General features: G+C 36.2%; 23 protein-coding genes. 22 read left to right on the top strand and 1 reads right to left on the bottom strand.

Translation table 11 applies throughout. From position 1 onward, the window contains the following. The first annotated feature begins 327 nt into the window (after positions 1–327). The 16 genes from BMW39_RS15075 to BMW39_RS14995 all read left to right on the top strand — a co-directional run bounded on the left by BMW39_RS15075 (position 328) and on the right by BMW39_RS14995 (position 12,934). Complete coding sequence (locus BMW39_RS15075) at positions 328–846, top strand: hypothetical protein (protein WP_034974640.1); 519 nt, start codon at positions 328–330, stop codon at positions 844–846. Positions 847–922: 76 nt separating this feature from the next. Beyond that, a complete protein-coding gene (locus tag BMW39_RS15070) occupies positions 923–1,597 on the top strand; it encodes a hypothetical protein (RefSeq protein ID WP_034974639.1) in 675 nt (224 codons plus the stop codon). Between the two features lie 193 nt (positions 1,598–1,790). Continuing rightward, positions 1,791–2,357: a hypothetical protein gene (locus BMW39_RS15065; protein WP_131474297.1), complete on the top strand. Its 567-nt coding sequence runs from the start codon at positions 1,791–1,793 to the stop codon at positions 2,355–2,357. 13 nt (positions 2,358–2,370) lie between these two features. Beyond that, positions 2,371–3,054, top strand: a complete 684-nt coding sequence (locus BMW39_RS15060) for a hypothetical protein (protein WP_131474296.1) — start codon at positions 2,371–2,373, stop codon at positions 3,052–3,054. 179 nt (positions 3,055–3,233) lie between these two features. Further along, entirely contained in the window at positions 3,234–3,485 is a 252-nt protein-coding gene (locus BMW39_RS15055; protein WP_131474295.1) for a hypothetical protein, read from the top strand. Between the two features lie 31 nt (positions 3,486–3,516). Further along, entirely contained in the window at positions 3,517–4,299 is a 783-nt protein-coding gene (locus tag BMW39_RS15050) for a hypothetical protein (protein ID WP_034974635.1), read from the top strand. Positions 4,300–4,347: 48 nt separating this feature from the next. Then, on the top strand, positions 4,348–4,863 hold the full coding sequence (locus BMW39_RS15045) for a hypothetical protein (protein WP_034974634.1): 516 nt from the start codon (positions 4,348–4,350) through the stop codon (positions 4,861–4,863). Between the two features lie 153 nt (positions 4,864–5,016). Further along, the gene (locus BMW39_RS15040) at positions 5,017–5,670 is read left to right on the top strand and encodes a 3-keto-disaccharide hydrolase (RefSeq protein WP_034974633.1); all 654 of its coding nucleotides are present in this window, start codon (positions 5,017–5,019) and stop codon (positions 5,668–5,670) included. Positions 5,671–5,857: 187 nt separating this feature from the next. Beyond that, positions 5,858–6,151 carry a hypothetical protein gene (locus tag BMW39_RS15035; RefSeq protein WP_034974632.1) on the top strand — a complete coding sequence of 98 codons (294 nt, stop codon included), beginning with the start codon at positions 5,858–5,860 and terminating at the stop codon, positions 6,149–6,151. Further along, the gene (locus BMW39_RS15030) at positions 6,151–7,080 is read left to right on the top strand and encodes a hypothetical protein (protein ID WP_034974631.1); all 930 of its coding nucleotides are present in this window, start codon (positions 6,151–6,153) and stop codon (positions 7,078–7,080) included. The genes BMW39_RS15035 and BMW39_RS15030 overlap by 1 nt, the downstream gene beginning before the upstream one ends. A 90-nt stretch (positions 7,081–7,170) precedes the next feature. Beyond that, positions 7,171–7,836, top strand: coding sequence for a hypothetical protein (locus BMW39_RS15025; RefSeq protein WP_034974630.1), 666 nt, complete (start codon positions 7,171–7,173; stop codon positions 7,834–7,836). A gap of 391 nt (positions 7,837–8,227) precedes the next feature. Further along, positions 8,228–8,674, top strand: a complete 447-nt coding sequence (locus BMW39_RS15015) for a hypothetical protein (protein ID WP_034974628.1) — start codon at positions 8,228–8,230, stop codon at positions 8,672–8,674. 182 nt (positions 8,675–8,856) lie between these two features. Continuing rightward, a complete protein-coding gene (locus BMW39_RS15010) occupies positions 8,857–10,392 on the top strand; it encodes a tetratricopeptide repeat protein (RefSeq protein WP_034974627.1) in 1,536 nt (511 codons plus the stop codon). Positions 10,393–10,623: 231 nt separating this feature from the next. Further along, positions 10,624–11,676 (top strand): T9SS type A sorting domain-containing protein, encoded by a 1,053-nt coding sequence (locus tag BMW39_RS15005; protein ID WP_131474292.1) that lies wholly within the window; start codon positions 10,624–10,626, stop codon positions 11,674–11,676. 135 nt (positions 11,677–11,811) lie between these two features. Then, the gene (locus BMW39_RS15000) at positions 11,812–12,375 is read left to right on the top strand and encodes a hypothetical protein (RefSeq protein WP_034974626.1); all 564 of its coding nucleotides are present in this window, start codon (positions 11,812–11,814) and stop codon (positions 12,373–12,375) included. A gap of 13 nt (positions 12,376–12,388) precedes the next feature. Next, positions 12,389–12,934, top strand: coding sequence for an FG-GAP repeat protein (locus tag BMW39_RS14995; RefSeq protein WP_034974625.1), 546 nt, complete (start codon positions 12,389–12,391; stop codon positions 12,932–12,934). Between the two features lie 45 nt (positions 12,935–12,979). Here BMW39_RS14995 and BMW39_RS14990 read toward each other — a convergent pair whose 3' ends face one another. Further along, a complete protein-coding gene (locus BMW39_RS14990; RefSeq protein ID WP_034974624.1) occupies positions 12,980–13,750 on the bottom strand; it encodes a glycosyltransferase family 32 protein in 771 nt (256 codons plus the stop codon). Positions 13,751–14,167: 417 nt separating this feature from the next. Between BMW39_RS14990 and BMW39_RS14985 the strand changes: the two genes are divergently transcribed. From BMW39_RS14985 to BMW39_RS14960, 6 genes are all read left to right on the top strand, one after another. After that, complete coding sequence (locus BMW39_RS14985; protein WP_165569339.1) at positions 14,168–15,505, top strand: alpha-amylase family glycosyl hydrolase; 1,338 nt, start codon at positions 14,168–14,170, stop codon at positions 15,503–15,505. A gap of 46 nt (positions 15,506–15,551) precedes the next feature. After that, positions 15,552–16,082, top strand: a complete 531-nt coding sequence (locus BMW39_RS14980) for a hypothetical protein (protein WP_034974622.1) — start codon at positions 15,552–15,554, stop codon at positions 16,080–16,082. A 124-nt stretch (positions 16,083–16,206) separates the two neighbouring features. Beyond that, positions 16,207–16,806, top strand: coding sequence for a DUF6624 domain-containing protein (locus tag BMW39_RS14975; RefSeq protein WP_034974621.1), 600 nt, complete (start codon positions 16,207–16,209; stop codon positions 16,804–16,806). Between the two features lie 13 nt (positions 16,807–16,819). Next, entirely contained in the window at positions 16,820–17,401 is a 582-nt protein-coding gene (locus BMW39_RS14970; protein WP_034974620.1) for an LOG family protein, read from the top strand. A gap of 12 nt (positions 17,402–17,413) precedes the next feature. Next, a complete protein-coding gene (locus BMW39_RS14965) occupies positions 17,414–17,977 on the top strand; it encodes a Crp/Fnr family transcriptional regulator (protein ID WP_034974619.1) in 564 nt (187 codons plus the stop codon). Positions 17,978–18,105: 128 nt separating this feature from the next. After that, positions 18,106–18,783 carry a type 1 glutamine amidotransferase domain-containing protein gene (locus BMW39_RS14960; RefSeq protein ID WP_034974618.1) on the top strand — a complete coding sequence of 226 codons (678 nt, stop codon included), beginning with the start codon at positions 18,106–18,108 and terminating at the stop codon, positions 18,781–18,783. Position 18,784: the final 1 nt, after the last annotated feature.

Here is an 18,784-nt window from a genome sequence, read left to right as displayed (position 1 = left end):
ATAGACATTTGAATTCTTCCTATTTTCTGAGGACGAATTTGATATGTTTGTAGAATTTGATACTATCAATGAAATTAAAAAATACATAGAAGAAAATCCTGATATGAAAGAATTTCGAGTTTTAGATTGCTACATGAATGAAATCAATTTAGCCGACACCAAATAAATGTACTGCCACTAAAAAAGTATTGCGAAATGCGATGCTGAAGGATTTCTATCCAACTTTTTGTTATATTTAAAACCCGGTATTCCTATACACGTGATGTTCTAAAATCCACACCTTCGGCAAAACCGAAACAATAGAAACTGTCTGAAAAATAGGTACGAATGGAATTAAGAAAAGAAATAGAACCAGACTTTGAAACTGCTGAAAAACTTTATCAAGAGGTTCTAAAATTAATTTTAGCATATACAGATTACTGTGACGAAACCGGAGATGAAGACAACTCTGAGTATGAAAAATTGGAAAATACACTTCACGAGATGACCGGAAAAAATATGTCCCAGTTCAATCTTTGGGAATGGTGGGAAGAAGAAGGTGCAGAAGTTTTGGCCTTTAGAATTTCACTTCCTGACCCAAAAACTGTTGAGAACATTACAAAAGAAGAGTTGACAGAACTTATCAGACGACAAAAAACTTTTGTGATTCAAGATGAGCAAGATGAGACATTAAAAGGACAATTTCATTATCATATTGATGACTACTTCATTAACTTTCTAAGAGTAAATTTTAAAACTTTTGACCACAAACTTTTTCATAGTCACAAGGATAAAAATGGACACTACCATGAATACACCCAAGATGAAATAGTCGAGAAATTATGGAATGCTGGGGATTACAAATAAAAAAAGTTGCTAAAAAAAACTGTATTAGAAACAGTCAGGATCTTGAAAATAATTCTTTAAAAATCAATTTAATAAAATGATGAACCTAATTGTCATATTTCTGGTGATGCTATTGCTTTTTGGGCTGTTTTTCATCAAGAGGTCAAGCTCCAAAATTCCACAAAAAATTGCAGAAGAATCCGGTAGCCTTAGAGTTAGAAGAAACGAAGCTCACGAAAAAGGTATTACTGAAGAAGAAATAAGGACAGTTCTTGTTTCATTGAATTTAGCTCCGTTTGTCATCAAGTTATTTGACGGAACCGAAAATTTAACGAAACACGGGTTTTACAATGTTTTTTTGCCACCATATTCAATGATCGACCAGACGAAAGAAGAACAAGCAATTTATGAGACTGGCAGATACATTCCATTATTCGAGACCATGGATGACTTTTTGGAAGTGCTAGCATATGATAATGTTCTACAAGGCTTTATCCGCTATTGCCCAGAGAATGATCTTCCACTGGCAAATTATGAAGTTCTGACGTGGGATGGTACGTTCATTGAACAAATTTTAGAATGGTACGAGAACAACAAGACCGATGGTGATATTCTAAATATTTGCAAATTGTTCGGTTTGAAACATAGCAAAGAAATTTTAGAAAGTATTCATATGAACTTAGGATCAAAATATACAGATGAAGACCGTAAAAACTGGGTGTCTAAGACCATCGACGAGATTGATGGAAGAATAAAGCAAAACCAACAATAAATGCCTTTTGCGACAGGATTGATAAAGCAAAAATTCGACACCACTTTCTCAGCTGCTATTATACTTATAAATAAACACTTAGATTGACAATCGGATATTAATTTTGATAAAACTATAACGATCGGCTTTCTAGACCAAACTTTGAAAAATGTACAGAATAATCAATCAAAAGAACCTATCTCAAAAATGAATCATGAAAATAATTAAAAGTAACTTCCTCCTTTTTTTATTTATGTTCTCTGCAAGTTTCTCGCATGGACAGACTTTGAAGGTCAGTGACCTGAGAAAAGCCTTTGATCATGATCATCCTACCGAACATAGACAATTGGCTTCGAAAGGATTCAAACTAATTAGTGAAACAATTTCAGAAGACCAAAAGAAATTTAATTTTAAAAATTCAGAAACAAAGGAAATAGTTGAACTCACATTTACTGAAGATGGAGAAGGCGGCGAGTATCTGAATATATTTTATTTTTTACCAACTGAGATCACTTACAAAAAATTCATTGCAGCGTTACCTACTTATAAATTCAAGTACAGTAAAAGAAATTCGCGTTATCAGCTCCCAACAAGTTCATATTCTGGAGAAAATATTTATTCTCATCATTTGATACAAAAAGATGGAAAGAATTATTATTCTTTGGAGTACGCAAGCTACAAAGACAAAGCATTATCTGGACCACGCCCCGGGTCTCGGAATGAGATACAACCTCCACCAATAAAGGACAGCATGATAAAAGTACATATCCCTGAATCATAAAAAATTAATTTCAATGAAAAAACTCTTATTATTAATCGCAATTTTTCCATTTTTAATATCTTGTCAGAAAAATGATTTTGACTTGTACAAAATCTCGTTTCCGATGGATATTACGCCACTTGGTGCAAAATATAAAATCAGAGAGGACAAGGGTTATTCTGATATGGTGCGTTACAATACTACCGATGAAGATCTTTTGTTTTTCGATGGATACAATTTTTCGGGTTCATTAGATGATTCTAATAGTTTGTTTGAAAACTCACTTTCATTTTTTAAAGAAATCGGTAACAATAAGATCGAAGCTTACAAGATCCTGATCACAACATCTAGCGAAGCAACTAAATTCGAAGAGATGTTGGTGGAAAAATTAGGCAAAACTGATTTCTACTATCAAAAAACAGATTTTACTTTTAGAATATGGAATGCTGAAGGTAAAACCTACTTTTTTGAAACCAATAGTTCTGGTGAATATAATGGTAAGAAGTTTAAATCTTGTGACCTTTTTGTTGTAGACAGTAAAAATAGATTTTTCATAAACTTCGCAAGTGCTGGCGGTTTTCAATATTATGGAGATTATCTTCATGAAAAAGACAAACCGGAAAATACGGGCAAAAAGTTCACCTACCGTGATTTTATAGATCAAAGAGAAAAAGAGGATGGGAAAGATTCTTACTTTTTGAAAAACTACGTAAAATAGAAATTATCTATGAAATTCGAAATTGGTAACGCCACTTTGTATCCGGGGAAATCTCGAAAAGTCCACTCCATCTTACCATTTGTATTGTACTCGGTATTTTCTTCAGCAATGTTTTTACAGGTTGGTTAGAAGCTGTTTCCGGAAAATTACCTTACCGTTCCTATGAGAACTTTAAATCTTTGAATGGTGAATTCGAGCAATCGATCATGGTGACGAAAGGTACTACAAAAAAGAAGGAATTAGCTGTTTTGAATAATGATTTTAACCAATTTAAAAAAGAAAATCCGCAATACAAAGGCCTGATATTGTACAGAACAAATGCGTACTACGACATTTATGCTTGGATGTTTTGGAAATGGTACAGATATTTTGAAAACGGACCTATTTTGGAATATCCCTATCTGGAGGCGAAAAATTTGAAACAACACTGATCAATACATCTCACTTAAGCTTTATAAGCCTATGAAAAAACAACTTGCACTTTTGATGCTTCTTGGCACCTTGCAATCTTGCGAAAATAAAACCCAGACAGCAGAGGAAAAAGAAACACTCGAATTACTAAATGATCAACCGCAGAAAATCACAGAGAAAGATTCTTCCCAGACTAAAACGTTAAAAAACAAACCTTCTGACTTCATCCCAAAAGGCTATGTGATCCACAAATATGAAGGTGGAATTTCAGCTTCGGAGTGGGACGAGATCAAAGGCGACCTGAACAAGGATGGTTTGGAAGATGTCGTCCTCATCATCAAAGGAACAGATAAAAGCAAGATCATACAGCACGAATCCCGAGGAAAACTGGATCGCAACCGAAGAGGTATTATCGTCCTTTTCAACAAAGGAGACCATTACGACTTGGCGGCGAAAAACTACGATTGCTTCTCGTCCGAAAATGAAGATGGAGGTGTCTATTTTGCGCCAGAACTTTATCTTGAAATTAAAAATGGAAATCTGTACATCAATTATGGACACGGAAGATATGGCAATTGGGGTTATACCTTCCGGGCTCAAAACGGAGACATGGAAATGATCGGTTATGACGCCTATTCCAGCAGAGGTCCTGTTCCACAATTTGAGGTCAGTATCAATTTCTTGACAAAAAAGAAACTCACCAGAGACAATCTCAACAAAGATGACGACGGAGATGATTATGTAGAGAATTACAAGGACACCTGGGAAAAGATCAAAGTTGAAAAACTTACGAAACTTTCTGAAATAAAAGATTTTGACGAACTACATTACTAATCATAAATGATGAGCATACCGAACATTTTCTAAAACAAACTAAGAATCATGAAAAACATTTCCGCCATATGCTTGATGGTCACCTCGCTCCTATTCTGGTCTTGTGAAAATAAGGTTGAAAAACCTACAGCAATAAAAGAAATTCAAAAGTCGAGAGAAATAAAGGATCATTGGGATTTTACAAGCAAAGACTTCACAGAAAGCAACATCAGACTTTTAAATAAATTCAATGTGTTCAATTTTGAGAAAAATTCCGATAGCACTATCATCCTGAATGGGAATATTTTCCAGGGATGGAAAAAAAAATCATTGGAAATAAAGGACACACTCCTACTTAAAGAAAAGCATTTTTTACAGGATAGTTTGGGTCAAAAAAGACAGCAGATCCTATCCTATTCAAAACGGAATCAAATTGTTTTCCAATTGATTGTCACAAAAAAGGAAATGACCTATGATAGTGGAAATCGGAATACTAAAACAGATGTATGGTTCGACTATACCGGGAAATTATCCATTGCTAAAAAGAATCTAAAATATTCTAGTGCAAATCTATATACAAAGTAGAAATTGTAGAAATACTTTGAAATGGTATTCTTTAAACTTCCACCAATAAGAACAGAAATCTCCCATGATATCTATGGAAAATCCAAATTTATGCCCAATTGTTCTTGCGACTACCTTCTTATTCTATGCAATTATTCTTTTAAAACTATATTTATGTTCAAAAAAATAAGCCTTACTATTCTACTTCTTTGCATCGTAAATGCATGTACCACCCAACAAAAAGCCTGGACAGAGAATGATTGGTACGCCTACACCAAAACAAGCCCCGAAAAACAAGAGCCGGCAAAAGTTTACGAGTTCTCTGATGGCATCATCAGAATGCACGGCGAAAATGTGGGTTACCTGATGTCCAAAAAAAGTTATTCCAATTTTGAACTGACCTTAGACTACAGATGGAATCTGGATGAGCAATACAAAATAAAAGGCAAGAAAAACAGCGGCGTGATGTATAATATTCCAACAGATTCGCGAGATAAGATTTGGCCAAAAGGCATCCAATTCCAGATCAAAGAAAACACGACCGGAGATTTTGTCTTTCTGGATCAGGTTACTGCCAAAGTCAATGGAAAATTGGTGGAGCCTGGTGCAAGCATAACTTCACCCAAATTCCTAGAAAATGAAAAACCTTACGGCGAATGGAACGTTATCGTCATCAGATCACTCAACGGAAAGATTACCCAATATCTGAATGGCAAACTGGTCAACGAAGCTACGGAAGCCACTTCTGTGGAAGGTAGAATCTCACTGAACTATGAAGGTTCTGCCATCGATTTTAGAAATATTAAAATCAAACAAATTTCGAAATAGTAAAGTTTTGAATTTGGTTCAATGTTGAGAAGAATTGGTACTTTGAAGGTATGATTTTTGTTGAAAAGTGAGAGTTACAACTCAAAAAATAAACTATGGATCTTACAATAATTGAAAAGGAAAACAACTTCCAATATCCTCAACTTTACGAACAATAGGAGTCAAACAGAATGAAAACCAATTGTCAATGAAAAAAAATTTAATTATTCTACTACTTACCATAGTGGTTTTTGGATTGCTAACAATCTTAACGGCCAGCATCAAAACACCGGCTGATGGCAATGACACTTATGGTTTTCCTTTTACATTCTACACCAAAATAGGCGGAATGGTTGATCCTTCTCCAACCAGTCCAGATGATCTGATAAGGAAAAATTATTTTTTCTTAGTAATAGATTTGGCATTTGCCCTGTTGACCTCAGTGATTGGTTTGATGATTTATAATCATTTTAAGGCAAAATTTCAAACTAATAACAGCTAATGAATCATCGAAATGGTTTAATATTTTTTATTTGCATTTTTGTGAATTTGCTGGTTGGTAATTTGGCTTTGCTCATGTTTCCAGAGTTGGATTTTCTGTATCGGATTATTATTTCATTGATTATTTTTATCGCTTATGGAACTGTATTTTTTCAATTAGACAAAGATGAAAATCAAAATTACTACAAATGGAAATTGGCTGGGATTTCAATTTTATTAAGTCTATTTGGAATGTTGGTGGCGTGTATTTTCACTTCGATTGGAACACGTTTGCCAATGGATAATGTGATTACGGCTGGACTGAAAGGCATCGTTCCGTTGTTCATCTTTTCGATTGTATTTGCTTCGCCGTTTTGGATTCCGCTGGCAATTGTGAATTTTGTTTGTCTTATTTATATGAAGAAAAAAACGCCACAAATGAATCCTCATTTCATATTTCCCTACTCCACCGACAAAGAAATCAAGCGCAGACAAATCTGGGAAAATCTGCAAACTGGACTTTTGTTTGAGGACACTCAGGTTTTCATTCATTGGCTTACGCCTTATTCCGAGCTGGATAAATACGCGGAAGACAGAAAAGACAGTGGCGACAGAACCAATTGGTTTCTTGGAAAGCACAAGATTTTGGACGGTTTTGAGTCTTACGTTGGCGTAATGAAATGGCTGGATATCGACAGCAAAAAACCATTTGCCCAAACCGACGAATTCCTAGGTGCCGAAAACAATGGTTATCAAAAATTCTTAGAATTAAAAGAAAAATTAACGGATTTGCTAGGCGAGCCAACTTTCATTGAACTGGAAAAATACGACAACCTCGATTTAGGTCACATCGAATGGACCAATGGTAAAGTCAGCATTTCCTTGAGTGGCATTGAGCAGTTTGCTTGTAAGTATCGGTTTTATATTGGGTTGAAGGATGAGAAAATTTAATTTTTAACGAAATTTTGGATTGCAATTTGTTACTGCATTTATGACAGATTGTAATCAAATTCACAAACAAATCACTAAAAACTCAAAGAAATGAACATTGAAAAACTAAAAAAACTTGAAACTGATTCCGTGATTATTAACAAATATATCGGCGTTTCCTCATTTGGGCACAACAGAATTATCTATTTGCCATTGGTCATCGGAATCGGACTTTTGATGTTTGTCGCAATGGCTTTCATCAGCGATTTGACTGATACCGTTGGAATGACAATGCTTATCGTCCTAGTTGCAGTTGCGCTTCTGTGCTTTGGACTTGTCAAAATCATTGCGGATTCGACGAAGAAAAAATTATTGGCGACCACCAATATTGCTCCAATTTCCGTGGCAAAAATCATTGTAGGAAATGCGACCGAACGCGTCTTCTATTGCATCTACACCACCGATGAAAACCGCCACGACGAAAACTTCATCGACAGAATTGCAGAAAAAATCGACATCGCTACGGAAAATCCTCAAACACCGATGGACAAAGAAATTGCAATTTTGTTCCGTCCAGATTTTATAAAACCCAACGAATTTGCCAAAAAACTGCCTTTGGCTTTCACTGAAAATATTGTGGTTTGGCGCAAACAAGTTTCATTCGTAGCAAGTCCAAAAACCGTCAACGAGAAAATCAGAGAGGAAGGTGATAAATTTCCAATGGTCACAATAATTCCCGAAAATGCTCGATTTTTATCTGATTATTACACGGATTAATTTTTTATTTTAATTTTCAGAATAAACTATGAGGCAGAAAAACATTAGCATCACCATTAAAAACTTTGGCAAAAAGAACGATTTGGTGCTTTTGCTTTTCAATGGGGTTTTTCTTATTTTAGGATTGCTGAGTTTATTTTTGAATTGGCGAAATGTGATGGCCATTATTCTGATTTTTGTTCTGATATTTCTCGATAAAAAATTCAGGACAAAGTTTTCAATTTTAATCATAATTTACGTCGTTTCGATTATTTTAATTTCACAAATACCTGAAATTGAATTTGTAGAAATCCTCGCTACTTCAATACTTTTCTCGCCACTGTTTTTCTATGAATCCAGCTTAGAAAGCATTAAAGAGTATTAGAAAGAATATTCCTTCGAAGTTTTTTATTTGGATTCTTCTCGATTAAAATGCCTTCATACAGAAGATAACGACTACAAATCCTACGCTTTGAATCCGAAACAATTCCTGAAAACTTTTAGTGTCAAAGACATCAATTCTTTCATATTTAAAGAAAAACATTTATTGATTGTCACGAGCAAATCCATCATCAGTCCAAGAGAATTGAACATTCAAAATATCGAAAAAATCAAATCGTTCGTAGAGGAAAACTTCCCTGAAAAATTAAATCTAGAAAGTGAACATCAAAAAGCTTTGAAGAACGAAAGTGAAATGTACATTTCAAAACTGTTGCTGGTTTTGCCTCTCATTTTGGCTTTTATCTTTATCTATTTTTTTGGTAATAATGGCAGAAATCATCTGGTAACCTACACTTCGATTGCGGTGACCATTTTTTGTTATATCTTTTTGATTATCAAAATCAAACGCAAAAAGTAATTTGATTTTTCAATTATGAAAATAAAGTGGTGAATTTTGGAAGCGAAGTTGACAATCATCAGACAAGAGAAATTCTTAAAATATTGCAAAGTCATCATTAAACAGCTCTATTGAATTTTAGTTAACAATAATGACTTTTTCTTCATTATTTTTATTTATTTTTGACGGTAATCGTCATATCAATGCAAAAAATCGGCTTTTTACTGTTACTATTTTTAGGATTTTCTCAGAATTATTTTTCTATTAATAAGCCAGCTCAAGACAAAGACGAAATCCAAAAATTAATCGACCAATCCAAACGTTTCTTGGAACAGCGAAATAAACCGAATGCGCTTCTCTCTGTAAACAAAGCGATTAATCTTAGTAAAACCAAAAAAAACGCCGACCAACAAATCCTCGCCTTGAATCAAAAAGGAAAAATCCATATGGCTTTCAGGGAATTTGGTGAAGCTGTGAAGGTTTTTGAATCGGCAATCAAACTTCCATCATCCAACAAAAACTGTGAGATTTTCAATAATCTTGGGGTTTGCAAATTCAATCTTGGAAAAGGCTACGAATCTATCCAAGCCTGTCTGCAAGCCAAAAAATGCTATGAAGAAAGCAAGGAAGTTGCGAAGGTCAATTCCACGCTTTATATGTTGGGCTGGAGCCACGCGTACGTTGGAGAATACGACAAAGCGTCGCAATATTTTTTGAAACAGCTGGAGATTCTGAAAAAAGATACAGCTCAAGTTCTGAACAAAGGAAAAGTTTACCGCGGATTGGGAATCAATGCTTCGATGAAAGGAGATTTCAAATCTTCAATCAATTATCTGAATCAGGCCTTGAACATTTCAAATTCCAAAAAAGACATTGTTGGCACTTTTGAAAATCTAAGTGCGCTTTCGTCCAGTTATGCGCAAATGAATGATTTTGACAACGCCTTCAAATACAGCGAAAAAGGATTAATCGAAGCAAATAAAATCAATGATGAAGCGGTTATTCTGGAAGCGAAAATGAACGCCATTACTGCATTGGTTGGTCTTAAGAAATTTGATAAAGCCTCAACATTCATCACCGAAATTTCAAAAGATACAGCCAAATATTACTTTGTCCCGACGTTCAAAGTTCAATATTATCAAAACAATTCTTTGATTCAAGAAGGACTTGGCAATTACAAAGACGCTTTGCATTCTCAGAAACGTCTGAAACAGTACAACGACTCCATCATTTCTGTCAACAATACGATTGGAATTTCACAATTGAAAGACCAATACAACTTCGAAAAAGACCAAAACACCATTCTTGCCCAAAAAACCGAACTCGGCAAACAGGCAATCAAACTTAAAAACAATACAATTCTTACAATCATCATTTCATCCGTTGCAATAATTTGTCTTGTCATTTTTGCATTTTCAATTTACCTGAAACGCGAAAAAAGAAAACGATTGGATTTGCTTTCTTTAAAATTCAAAGATGGTTTTAATGAATATTTGAAAACCAAGTACGATTTGACGCAACAGCAACTTGAACTTTGGTTGAAAATTGTGGAAGGCGTAGAGGAAGTGCAGATTGCTGTCAGCTTTTTCAAATCTGCAGAAACCATCAACCGATGGAGACGACAATTGTACGCCAAATTAAACTCGGTGGAGGAAACCGACAAGCACTACACCAAGCCAAAAGCTATCATTCTGTACAACAAAGAAGTCGACCTGTTCAAAGAGCTTTCAAATCGATGAATTTATTAAATTAATGATAATCATCGAGTTATAAATTTTGACCCCTGGCAGTCGGTGACCCTTGAGGCTCAATCTTTATGCCTCGTTTCAATTTACTTCATTGCTCTATTCGTTTGTAATATTTGTTTTCTAATATTGCATCAGTATCAGATTTGTTTTATCAAAATAAACTTGTACCGACTGCAGTTGACACGATTTAAAACCAAAATATTAACAAGAAAAAAGAAAGAAATGAAGAGAATTTTTACTTTATCATTCATTGCTTTGATAGGCGCGCAAAGTCTAACTGCACAAACCACAGATGTGGCAACTGGAATCAACTATCCTTGGGGAATCGCCTTCAAAGGAAATGATTTGTATATCACAGAAGCGTTGACCGGAAGCATTTCCAAAATCAATGTCAATGATGCATCGCCTACGCCAACTCTTGTTGTGAGTGGATTGAGCACAGCCATCGAACTTGCTTTCAAAGGTGATGAGCTTTACATTAATGAATTTGATGCCAAGAAAATTTCCAAAATCAATATTACAGATGCAACACCAACGCCAGTAGATGTTTTGACAGGAATCACAGGTGAAGCGTACTCTTTACAAATCAAAGGCAATGACCTTTATTACGCACAATATTTCGAAAACAAAATTTCAAAAATAGACCTAAGCAATCCTACACCTACGCCTACAAATGTTGTCACAGGAGTTGGCACGCCGAGCGGACTATTTTTCGACGGCGATGTGCTCTACATCTCTGAATCTGTTGGCAAAAAAATTTCAAAAATCAATATTACCGACGCAGTGCCAACTGCCTCCACTGTTGTGACAGGATTAGAAGATGAGCCTTACACAAGCATTCTTTATGGCAGTGATTTGTACGTTTTGCTTGCTTCGGTAGGAAAAATTGTGAAGGTAGACCTTTCGGCAACCAACCCAACCGCAACAGACGTTGTCACTGGAATCGCGTTGTCTCGAGGAATGGCAATCAAGGATAATTACTTGTACATCTCAGATTTTATCGGGAACAAAATCTCCAAATTGCAATTGCCGACTTTAGCTGTGAACGATTTTTCTAAAGTTAATTTCCAGGCTTATCCAAATCCTGTTTCCGATTTTCTTCAAATATCAGGTTTGACCAAGCCGGAAAACTATACCATTTTCAACATTTCTGGAATGCAGTTGGGCAAAGGCGTTATTGATAACAATCAGAAAATCAATACAGAAAATTTGAAATCTGGTCTTTACTTAATCAAATTAGAAAACGGACAAACAATAAAGTTTATTAAAAAGTAGATTGTAAAACACGCTCTCTATATATCTGAATAGCGGGAATGAACTTAGTAAAACAAGTTTTTTCCTGCTATTTTTGTTTTAGCCTAAAAGGACATTGGCGGTAATTTTGCTGAATCAATTTTAAAACAAAAACCAATGACAAAAAAAATTACCACACTTTTCATTTCCTGTCTAATGATTCTCAGCTGTCAAAAGGAAAAGACTCAAAAAGTTACCACATATAATTCGGTTGAACCTGCGAAAGACACGCTTCAAATTTCAAATCCAAAACCAACTCCAGAAGCAAACGACAAAATTATCATCTCAAAAAAGCACAAGCCAAATTCTATTTCTTTGGATTTGGATGGCGACGGATTGAAGGATGTTGTGAATATCGTTCAGAACCTTGAAAATCAAAAATATGGATTGGAAATTCTGTTCGGCAACAGAAAACTGGATTATCTTGGAATGGGAAAAGATATTGTAGGTCAAGGATTTGATGACATCGATTGGGTTGGCATCTTCGAAGTTGCTCCAAGGAACGAAATTTATTACAACAACGTCAACGACGATGGAGAAATCCTCACGGAAGACCAAGTGAAAGAATCGGACAAAATCAAACTTCCGAACGACGGGATTTTCATCCATCAGGCAGAATCCTGTGGCGGTGGCGTCATCTATCTGAAAAACGGAAAATACGAATGGATTCAGCAGGAATAAAAACAATTGAATTATGAAATTGAAATATAAATTTTTCGCATTACTGATTTTGCCTTTTTGTTTTTCAAATTGTAATGATAAAAATGAAAAGGCACAAACCACGCAATTATCTCTGGAAAACAAAACTCAGCTTTCAACAAAAACTGAAATAAAACAAAAAACCATTTCTACCGAAGAAGCTGTACTAATCGCGGAAAAACAGTTCAAAAAATATCTCCCAACGATTCTCGAAGCGCACAATGGCTACATCGATAGTCAGGACACTTTCACGGGCGACTTTACCGGCGACGGCGTTGCCGATGTTGCCATTTATTTTTCACTCGGTTCGAATGACGGCGGAAACGTTATCGTGGGACAAGGAATCGCATTGTACCAAAACACGGGAACTTCTGTGAAGGTGATTGCTGGCTATGAGCCCGATTATTTATTTAATTTTAAAAAGATAAGCCAAGGCAAAATCTACGTCGAAAAAATGGAATATGCGGAAACCGACGGCAGATGCTGTCCTTCTATCAAGACAGAACACGTTTTGAAAATTTCGGGAGGTAAGGCATATTAAAAAAATCTCTACTAATCAAACGAATCAGTAGAGATTTAAAATATATTAAGCTTTCAGATAAGCTTCAATTTGTTCTTGCGGAATCAAGTCCAAGATGGAATTTACATCAATGATTTTATGTTCATTGATGATACTTTCCACCGCTTTTTTCGCATCGGGCTGATTGACCAATTGTTCCAAAAGTCCGTAAGTATTGACCATTTTTTTGTGTGTATTTTCCTCATCACCACCAAACCAGGAACCGTTGAAATGGTGACTCACATAATTCTTCGGTAAGTCCTGTGAGAAATAAATGGATGGATAAAGCGTCACATCGTGCTTCAGTTTTTGAATCGTGTCGCTGTAACGGTCAGCGCCATATTCCTTCTCGAGCATTTCGGAAAAAATATCCGTATTTATGCGCTCCACAAAACCATCTTGTTTGTCGTAATAATCTACAAAATCCTTAGAAAGCTGGTGATTAGGCTCAGCCATCCAAAATGCAGAATAAGGAACACCTTTCACTTCGAAACCGCAAACGGCCTTCTCATCCAGAAATTCATCCAGCGGAAGTTTCAGTTCCATATCCGTGTCCATATAGATTCCACCGTGGTCAAGCATTACTTTGGAGCGAACATAATCCGAAACAAATGCCCATTTTTTCTGAGAGAAAGCTTCTTTCACATAGTTGTTGTCTTCCAGAGGTGCATTGCTTTCGTTCCATTCCACAATTTCAAAATCCGGATGTACTTTTTTCCAAGTGGCGATGCAATGTTCTGCCAATTCGGTTTTCGCTTGTCCGCCAAACCAACAATAATGTATTTTTTTTGGAATCATAAATTTTTATTTTTTGAATGTTAATAAAGAAAGCAGAAATCTCTGCAACTCGTTTATTCCTTGCAAACATCAAACCTTTGTATAATTTTGAAGAAAATTTTATTAATAAAAATATTTAATGAAGTGTTGATATGATTGAGATTTCATTAAAAAGATAAAATCCCAAATCACTTAGCTCTTGTCTTAATTTACATTATAAATTTCATTACCACATAGGCACATAGTTTCTATGCTGATATAAGAAAAAATAGTCGGGCATCTAATTCTATTTCATCTTTATCAGAGAAATATTGAATCCTTTCTATGTGCCTATATGGTTTTATTTATTTTAAGAGTTTTTTTTATCTATTTAATAATGATAAACCGTTGGGTATGATATTCGTTGCAATAATTTTTTTAATTTGATTAATGACATCTATGGAAAATCAGCCTGAGAACAACTACCAGCCAAAGAAATACGTAGAACTTTCCACGCCCGATTGGGTGAAAAATGCAACGCTTTATGAACTGAATGTCCGTCAGTTTTCCGAAGAAGGTAATTTTCAGGCCGTCGAAAAACAACTTTCACGACTCAAGAAAATGGGAATCGATATCATTTGGTTGATGCCCATCAATCCGATTGGAGAATTGCATCGGAAAGGCAGTTTGGGCAGTTATTATTCCGTGAAAGACTATTTGGGAATCAATGCGGAGTTTGGGACGGAGGACGATTTTCGACGTTTGATTGAAGCGATTCACAATCAAGGAATGTACGTGATTTTGGATTGGGTTGCGAATCATACGAGTTGGGACAATCATTTGGTTGATGAACATCCGGAATGGTATATGAAATCCAGAAAAGGAACCTTCCAATCCACGCGCTGGCGGGATTATGATGATATTATCGAATTAAATTACAAGGAGCCGGAACTCAGAAAATATATGACCGACGCGATGAAATATTGGGTCGAAGAATATAATATCGATGGCTTCCGTTGTGACATTGCAAGTTTTGTCCCCATTGATTTTTGGGAAAGTGCACGAGCAGAACTTGACAAAATAAAACCGATTTTTATGCTCGCAGAAGCAGAAGACAAGGAACTTCACCGCAAGGCCTTTGATTCCACGTACAATTGGACGCTTTGGAATATTCTGCATCAGATTGTTCAGAATGACCTGAGCGTGAAAACCCTTACCGAAGCTTATATTGCCGAGCACGTTTCCATTTTCCCAAAAGCCGGAATCCGAATGAACTTCATAGACAATCACGACAAAAATTCCTGGGAAGGCAATCAGTACGATAATTTTGGCGAAGCGTTGGAAGCGACCACTGTTTTTACTTTTTTGATGGACGGCATTCCGTTGGTTTACAGCGGACAAGAAGCCGGACTCGACCGCTCTCTGGAATTTTTTGAAAAAGACCCGATTGATTGGACACCTCACAAATTCGAAAAGCTCTACACCACTCTATTTTCATTAAAACATCAAAACCAAGCGCTCTGGAACGGCGATTGGGGCGGAGAAATGGTGAGAATTATGAATGACCGAATGGACCAAGTGATTTCGTTTGTTCGAGAAAAAAACGGCGACAAAGTTTTAGCATTTGTCAATCTCAGCAAAGAATTGATTATGGTTCAGTTTGATACGTCATTTGACAAAGGAATTTATAAAAATCTTTTTACCGGCGAAGAAAAAACGGTTTCTGAAACCTTCATCATCACGATGGAACCTTGGGAATATTTGGTTTTGCATCAAACAAAATCAAAAAAGGATTGAGAAATTGGCGGAAGTTTTGATGATTAACTTTTAAATATTTAAAACTATGAAAAATGTATTGATTTTAAGCCTATTAGTCCTCAATGGATTGGCGTTCGGCCAACAAAAGAAAACTAAAAAAGCACCGCCTATTGTAAAGCAAAATCTGCCAGAACCGCCTAAAGCTAAAGATTACGAGACTCTAATCTCAGAAGATTCTAAGAAATGTTTTGTGTACAAGGCTGAAGAAAAAAAGGATTCTCTGGTGTACGTTACCGAAAATCTTCTGGAATATGGCTGGGCGGGAAGCAATGCAAGATTAGTCATTACAACCTATAATTATGATGCGTCCAAAAAGAATCCAAAGGATAAAAGTGGCGATATCTATGCACCATCACAGAGATTACGTTACATCGATGGCCATTATAAAATCGAAAAAAACACACTGAATTTTACACCAGACAAGGCCGAGAACTATCAAAATCGAACATTCAAATTGGTGTACAAACCGAAGACTCAAAATGTAGAATCCTTGAAAGACGAAAACAATCACCCATTTAAAAAAGGAGATTGTTCGCAACCGACGATTAGTTTGTAATAACTGAATTTAAAAGATAACCAGACAGGCTTGAGTTTTTACTTAAGCCTTTTTTTTGTTTAATTTTGTGAGCTATTATTTATGATGCTTTACAATTTTAATTGAATTACAATTCCAAATCGATATGAACCGAAAAGACATTCCCGAAATCATCATCAGACTTCAAAATGCAGATTTGGAACTTCGGGAAAAATTGATTTCAGAAGGAAAATTGGGTGAAGGTTATAATAAAGAAATGGAAAATCTTCACAATCAAAATGCGGAAGTTTTGAATGAAATCATCGATATCATCGGATTTCCAACGGTCGAGAAAGTGGGAAATCATTCTGCTTATTCAGCTTGGCTCGTGATTCAACATTCGATTGGAAAACCTGAGTTTATGAAAAAATGTGCGGAACTTTTGGAAATCGAGGTTAAAAAAAATAAAGCTGACGCAAGAAATCTCGCTTATCTCACAGACCGAATTGCAACTTTTGAAAATAAACCGCAACTTTACGGAACCCAATTTGACTGGGACGACAATGGAGAATTAAGCCCAAATGATTTTGATGATATCAAGAAAGTCAATCAAAGAAGAAAATCGATTGGTTTGAACACGCTTGAGGAACAAACGGAAATCATTAGAACACAGGCAAAAAACGAAAATCATTTGCCTCCAAAAGATTTGATTCAGAGAAAAACGAAGATGGAAGATTGGAAAAAAACAGTTGGTTGGATTAGATAGAATTTATGAAATTATGAAACGAGTAACAGTATTTTGTGGTTCCAGCTTCGGAACCGATGAGATTTATAAAACACAAGCCATTTTATTAGGAAACAAACTGGCGGAAGAAAATATCGGATTGGTCTATGGCGGTGCAAACGTCGGATTGATGGGCGCTGTAGCAGATGGCGTTTTGGAAAAAGGTGGTGAAGTTTTTGGCGTTTTGCCTAATTTCCTGAGGTCAAAAGAAATTGCCCACGACCATTTGACCGAATTATTTTTGGTTGAAACAATGCACGAACGAAAAACCAAAATGAACGACCTTTGCGACGGCGTAATTGCTTTGCCAGGCGGTTTTGGAACCTTGGAAGAATTTTTCGAAATGCTGACCTGGGCGCAATTGGGACTTCACAAAAAACCAATCGCCATCCTGAATATCGATGGATTTTATGATTCATTGATAACATTTATCCAAACGACTGTTGACAAAGGTTTCCTTAAACAAGTGAACCAAGATATGCTCATCGTAAGCGATAATATCGAAGAACTGCTGGACAAGATGAAGAATTACGAAGCGCCAACAGTCGGAAAGTGGATTACAAAAGAAGAGGTTTAGAAAGCAAATCCAATGGAAAAACTGCGCACGCATATTGAAGAAATCGTCTCATTGACGGATGATGAATTTGATTTGATAAAACGATTCTTCACAACGAAACGAACGTTGAAGAATCAGTTTCTAATCAATGAAGGTGATGATGTTCAGTATGAATTTTTGGTGCTATCAGGCATCTTCAAAGTGTTCTATCTGGATGAGCAAGGCAAGGAATTCATTCTTCAATTTGCGAAAGAAAACTGGTGGATGTCCGATTATCAGGCATTTTTTCAAAACAAAAAAGCAACAATGTACATCGAATGCATCGAAGCTGGCGAAGTCTTGGTTTCCACTTTGGAAGGCAGGGAAAAACTGTCGTCTGAACTTCACAAGATGGAACATTTCTACAGAATGAAATTGACCAATGGCTACATCGCGCTCCAGCAACGCGTTAAACTTTTGCTTTCCAGCACGCCACAACAACGGTACGAAGAATTCTCAAAACTGTATCCCGATTTGCTTCAAAGCATTCCAAAAAAGCTGATTGCAGAATATCTCGGTGTCAGTCGGGAGACACTCAGCAGACTTTATTCCAAATAAAAAATACAGAAAGTGTGATTACAGTCACACTTTTTTTGTGACTTGCGTCCTTCTCTTCAAAGCAGTGTTGAAGCTACTTTTGTCTTATCAATTTTAAACAAAATCAATAACAATTAAAATTATAAGATATGAAAAAGAAAATCTTAATCATCGTTTCTAACGCTAACGCGATTGGACCAAACAACAGAAGAACTGGGACGTTTTTGCCAGAAGTGGCTCATCCATACGCAGATTTTGACAAGGCAGGTTTCCAAATCGATTTCGCTTCGTTGACTGGCGAAACACCTTACCTTGACGGATTGGACCTTGCCGGCGACCCGGACAATTTGAAATTTTTAACTGGCGATGGCTGGGCAGAAATGCAAAAAGCGACTAAACTAAGCAATGTGGACACGACCGTTTATGACGCCGTTTTCACGCCAGGTGGATTGGCGCCGATGGTCGATATGCCCGAACATCAAACTTTGAAAAAAGTACTTGCCGAAACTTACGAACGCGGTGCAGTTGTAGGCGCCGTTTGTCACGGTCCAGTTTCCTTATTAAATGTAAAACTGAGCAACGGAAAATATTTGGTTGATGGAAAAAACATCACGTCATTTACCACAGAAGAAGAATCGATGTACGCGATTGCCGATGTTCCTTTTGACCTTCAAACCGAACTGTCAAAACAAGGTGCCATCTTCCACGCAGAAACCGCTTGGTCAGCACACAGCATTGCAGACGGAAATCTTGTGACAGGTCAAAACCCTGAATCTGCGAGAGGTGTTGGAGAGAAAATTGTGGCTTTATTAAATCAAGAAAATTAAT

The sequence above is a fragment of the Epilithonimonas lactis genome (assembly GCF_900110605.1).
GTDB lineage: Bacteria > Bacteroidota > Bacteroidia > Flavobacteriales > Weeksellaceae > Epilithonimonas > Epilithonimonas lactis.
Note: the sequence above shows the minus strand (reverse complement) of the source record. Positions and strands in the feature narration are given on the sequence as shown.